Source organism: Candidatus Omnitrophota bacterium, assembly GCA_013791745.1.
GTDB lineage: Bacteria > CG03 > CG03 > CG03 > CG03 > CG03.
Map to the genome: position 1 here is coordinate 1 of VMTH01000054.1, position 5,342 is coordinate 5,342.

General features: G+C 51.7%; 4 protein-coding genes. All 4 read right to left on the bottom strand.

What is annotated here, in order from left to right:
- Nucleotides 1-115: 115 nt before the first annotated feature.
- A complete protein-coding gene (locus FP827_02590) occupies nucleotides 116-1,624 on the bottom strand; it encodes a hypothetical protein (protein MBA3051971.1) in 1,509 nt (502 codons plus the stop codon).
- Between the two features lie 23 nt (nucleotides 1,625-1,647).
- Entirely contained in the window at nucleotides 1,648-4,485 is a 2,838-nt protein-coding gene (locus FP827_02595; protein MBA3051972.1) for a tetratricopeptide repeat protein, read from the bottom strand.
- A 4-nt stretch (nucleotides 4,486-4,489) separates the two neighbouring features.
- Nucleotides 4,490-5,047: a cyclic nucleotide-binding domain-containing protein gene (locus FP827_02600; GenBank protein ID MBA3051973.1), complete on the bottom strand. Its 558-nt coding sequence runs from the start codon at nucleotides 5,045-5,047 to the stop codon at nucleotides 4,490-4,492.
- The coding region (locus FP827_02605; protein ID MBA3051974.1) for a tetratricopeptide repeat protein at nucleotides 4,998-5,342 on the bottom strand (345 nt) is incomplete at its 5' end. The genes FP827_02605 and FP827_02600, both read right to left, overlap by 50 nt.

The following is a 5,342-nucleotide window of genomic DNA, read 5'->3' on the forward strand; positions in this document are numbered from 1 at the left end:
CCGCCACGGAAAGAGCGACAAGCAAAAACATCACCGGACCGCCTTTGATCAAATAACTCATATTATTCCTCCACAACAACGCGGGGTTAAAACCCCGCCTACAACAACTGCCTTTTCAAAACTGCCCCCACCTGATCTCAACTCCCGCCGAAAAAAAAGCGGTGTTTCTCCATTCATAAGGTGACGCCGGCGAATGAGCCGGTGTCAGAAAAACTTTGTCCCCTAAAACATTATCCGCCGCCAGGAACAGGGTTGTTCCCGACGGGATATCGTAACATATTTTTACCAGGCCGTTTACAAAACTCTCCGTCCACGGGCCTTTTGAAACCCTGTTGAGAAGAGCGGTAATGCCTATCCTTCCCTGTTTATACCCGGAAAATACGGCCGCGGAGCTCCGCGGAGCCGGCAGGAAATTAGGAGACGCCGTGTAGCTAAAGCCCACGCCCGATGAAAATGGCCCTGATAACAAAGAAAGTTCGGCGCCCAGCTCGTAGCGTTTGTAACGCGAATTTTCCAGAGAACCCGGCGAGGGAGAGCTCTCGTCGGCATAAAAAAAATTGTGCGTGTCGCTGCGGCGGGCTGTGAGTTTCAGTCCAGCGGGATAGAGCGATAAGATATATTCCGCCCTGAGATTCTTCCATCCCTCGTGCGCGGCTCCTGGAAAAGCGCGCAAAAGCGAACCCCGGCGCGCGAAAATATCCTCTATCCGCGGCGCGCGGTTATCGGGATCGAGGCCCGCCGTCAGGGAACCTCCGAGAGCCGGAAAAGAGACAAGGAGTTTCCCCGCCGTATACGCCGAGTCCGCCCATTTGATAAATTCAACTCCGGCGTCAAGTTCAAAGCCGTCAAATTTATGCGTGAGAGAACAGTCGGACGAGAGAAAATCAAACTTCTTCGCGCCGTCGACCCAGTCCCAGTCTTCGCGCGAAAGTCCGACGCGCAGGCTCATGGAAGAATCTCCCATATATTGATCGGCGGATGCCCCTAACCGGATGGATGAAAATTCCCCGTCGCGGCCTGAGCGGATGGCGGCGGGGTATCTCCCTGACATAAGGACTTTCTCCGCCGAAAAAGAAATGAAAGAATTTTCAGTCTGCGAGTAAACCTCCACGGGAGCGCCGAAAAGTGTTTCGCCTATATCCTGCCCGGCGGAGGCGGGCAATTCAAAGACCCGGCCGTAAAAATACGGCAGTGTGGAAAAAGACCACAGGCCTTTTCTCTTATAAAAGAGATCAGCGCCGTATAAAAATCTCCGACGGCCTTCCGCGCCGGAGAATCCCGTGTCCGCGCCGGCTATGAAACCGCTCTCATCATGTTCCGAGCGGCTCAAAAAAGCGGCCTTTGCCCCGGCGGAAACGCCTGACCCTGCGTCTATCAGCGCAATGAATGATTTGCCCTGCCCGGCCTCTTTGACGAATCCGCTTTTTAAAAATTTTTCGGAAAGAAATCTCTCCTTATCATATCTCGGAAGATCCGCGGCCGTAATTCCTCCGAGGCCGTAAAGGGAGAGATCGTCCCCTATAACATTCATGTCCGGTATCCGCACCTCGCCTGCGGCAAAAACAATATTAGGGAGGGCGGGAATGGCGATCGGAATCGTCCCCATTGCCGTCCCCATCACCATTAGGAACCTTCCCCAACGCATTATCATTTCAGTTTTTCAAGTTCTTCCGAGGCCTTGACCGCCAGGGGCGAGTCCGGCCAGTTTTCCAGTATCCTGCCGAAGGCTTTCTCAGCTTCGGATTTTTTCCCCTGCTTTATCCGGACAGAGCCTATGCCGTAATAACCCTCGGCGACGATATCCGGAAATTCCGGGTACACATACACCGCTTTTGAATACTCCAGCCACGCCTCATCATACTGCTTCATACTGAAAAAAGCGGACGCTATCAGTATTTGCGCACGGGCGGAATCAATGTCGTGGAGATTGGCTGTCACCTTGCGGAGCGCCTCCGCCGCCTCTTTGTGATTTCCGCTCTCGTAAAGTTTTTTACCTTCGTCAAAATAGATTCTCGCGGAGGGGCCGGACGCGGGATAATCCCTCGTTAAAATGTCTTTCAGCCCCGAAGCCCGCGCGGAAAGGCCCTGTTCGGTAAGCGCTTTGCGCGCTATTTCAAGGGCGCCGGGAGCAAAAGCCGATGAAGAAAAATCATCCCTGAATTTCAACGCCTCATCAGCGGCGGAAGCATAATTTTTTTCGTTAAAAAAAGCTTCGCATATCCTGAACCTCGCCTCTTCAAGATAGGCACTCTTTTTTTCCGCCAGTTCCCCGTAAAATTGTCTGGAGAGAGCGTAATTCTCCGCGCGCGATGCGCTGCGGGCGGCTCGGTACAGGGAATCCACCGCGAGCGGAGATTTGGGATATCCTGAATATATCCTGCCGTAGATCTCCCCTGATGAGACATAATCGTTGCGCTCCTCGTATATTTCGCCAAGAGTGAAAAGCGCGTCGGGGGCGATCTCGGAAGACGGGTACTCCCTGTCTATGCGGAGGATCAGTTTGGATGCGCCCTCCAGCAGGCCTTGCTTTCTGTCCACCAGAGCCATGCTGTAAAGCGCCTGCGGTATTTTGGACGACGACGGAAACTTATCCAGAAGCTCGGCGTAACAGGACCTGGCTTCGGCGACCCGTGCCGCATTGTAATAGGCGTCGCCTATCCGCAAAAGCACATCCTCGGAAGGTTGTATTTCATAATGCCGTTTCCAGAATTTTATTGAAGCTGTCCAGTCCTTGAGGCTGAAAGCCGACCAGCCCGCGTAAAGATAAGCGTCGGCTATTCTGGGGCTTGCGGGGTACTTGGCCGCGAAATCCATCAGGTGAGAGCGGGCCGAAGCCCAGTTTTTTTCTTTATAGAAACTCACCCCTACTGAAAAAGCGGCATCTTCCGCGGCGGGAGATTCCGGATATAAATCCACCGTTTTCCCGTAAGATTCGCGGGCCTCGTCAAATTTTTTCCAGTTAAGATACGCGTGCCCTGAAGCGGTCAGGGCATCAGCGATAAGAGACGGGTCTGACACTTTGCCGTAATAGCGTACCGCGTCTGAAAATCTGCCGAGCTTAACGCAGGCGTTGCCCAACTCAAAAGCCAGCTCATCCTTTTCCAGAGCTGTGCCTTTGACAGATAGCCCCTTTTCCAATTCAATGGCCGCGGCGCTGTGATCCCCTGAGAGTGCAAGGCTTTTGCCCAGGCCCAGATAAGCGCGGGACAGAAAGCCCGAGGCCTCGCCGCGTTTTATCACTTCTCTGAAAACGGAGGCCGCTTCACCGAAACGGGACGCTTTTAAGAGAGACGCGCCCTGCCAGTAATGGGCATCTCCGGCGAGTTCATCGCCCGGAAAAGCGGAAAGAAGCCGGGCATAGGCATCCGAGGCCGCGTCGTAATCCCGCTCAAAAAAATAACAATGGCCTATGAGGAACTGGGCTTTCGGGAAATATGCCGTTTTGGAATGTTTAAGGATCAGCTCCGCGAAAGTCTTTCTTCCACGCAGGTAATCCTGAAGATGCGTATAACTCCAGCCCAGCGAAAAAAGCGACTTTTCCGCCCAATCACTGCCGGGATGCTTATCCGCGCAGGACCTGTAATAAACCGCCGCCTGCGCGAAACTTTTTTTCGCGTAGAAGGCCTGCCCTGTCAGATACAGGGCCTCTGCCGCTGAAGCGCCGGAGGCGCGCCTGATAGGTTCCAGTATTTTTTCCGCTTCATCAAACTTTTTATCCTTTATCAGTATCTCGGCTTTTTTAAGATTCGCTTTCGCCGCCCAGGGGCTATCCTTAAAGCCGGCGGCGATATTGTCAAACCGCTTCAGGGCAGACGCCATATCTGATGAGTGGATAAAAGAAAGGCCTTCGTAGAACAGGCTCTCCGCTTTTATTTTTTTATCTGAAACCCCCGCGAAAAGACCGGCGGCTTTGGCATAATTGCCCGTTTTAAAATAGGCGTATCCCGCCGAATACATGGCGTATTCCCTGTAGTCTGATTTGGGGTGTTTCTCAAGGAGTTTTCTGTAATATTTCCCGCTCTCATCATATTTCTTCAGTTCAGATAAAGATTGAGCGAGATAAAAAAGAGCGTCTTCGTTCTCACCGTATAATTTGATGAATTTAGCGTAAATATCAGCGGCGTCGCCGTATCTCTTCATATGATAGGCGCAATCGCCCATGCGCGAAAGAGACCTCTCCTTTACTTCGCGGGAAAAGGAAGAAAAGGTTTTTTCGAACTCTTTATAGGCGAGAGGAAAATTTTTCATCCGGAACAGGCATTCCGCCTGCATAAAAGCAGACTCCTCGCCGATACCGGGATAAGATGAACCGGCTATTTCAAGGAACTGTTTTCTCGCCATCTCATACATCCCGTCCCTGAAAAGGCCGTTGGCGAACTGCAGCTTATTCAGCGTTTCTATGTCATTGCCGCTGATAAGTCCCGTCAATCCGGACAACATCACCGTAACCGCCGCGATCTGCGCAAACCGTTTATTTTTCACCATTTTGTCACAGGCCGAACATCTTCCTGATTTTCTGCCACAGCCCCTGCTCCGGGCGCGATTCCATATCAGCCACTCGTTTTTTAAACAGATTCAGCTCGCCCTGACGCTTTTTATAATATGCGTCAAGGCCCTTGACAATACGGGGATTGGTCATAAAAAGCTTTTTGAATTTCTGAGAATCCATGGCGGCTACCCGCACCTCGGTTAAAGTTTTTACGGTGGCTGTTCTTTTGACATTCGCCAGCATCGCCATTTCTCCGAAAAAATCCCCGGGAACGAGCCGCGCCACAGGGCTTGCCGCAGGCGCCGGAGGCGGCAGGAAAACGCCGCATTCTCCCCGGACAATAAAATAGACCATGTTTCCCATCTCGCCGCCTCTTATAAGTATTTCGCCCGATGCAAAAGTGAAAAGCCGCACATTCTCCATAAACAGAGCGCGCTCTTCCCCGTCAAGAAAAGAAAAAGGTTCTTTTGAGAATACTATTTCGCTTTCAGATGTTCCCATGTCGGTGTTATTCCCCTCGGCGGCCGGTGCCCTTCTGTCCGGCTTTGAGCAGATCATTGATCCCTTTCAAAAGCATGATGCATTCGGAATCGTCCGGGTCCATTTTAAAAGCATGCAGCAGGTGCTCTTTCGCCTGGTAATAATCCCCCTTGTCTATAAATATTCTAGCGTTTATCATGTGATAGAGGAATTTGGCATCCGTGTGATCCCTGTCGGAGCGCATAGCTTTATTCGCTCTCTTCAGGGCCGCTTTGTAATCGTCGTTTTTATAGTACTGGTAGGCCAGAGCGTAATGCAGGTCTGCTTTCAAACGCCCCGAAGAAATATCTTTTTTGAGTCTTAACGCGTTCTC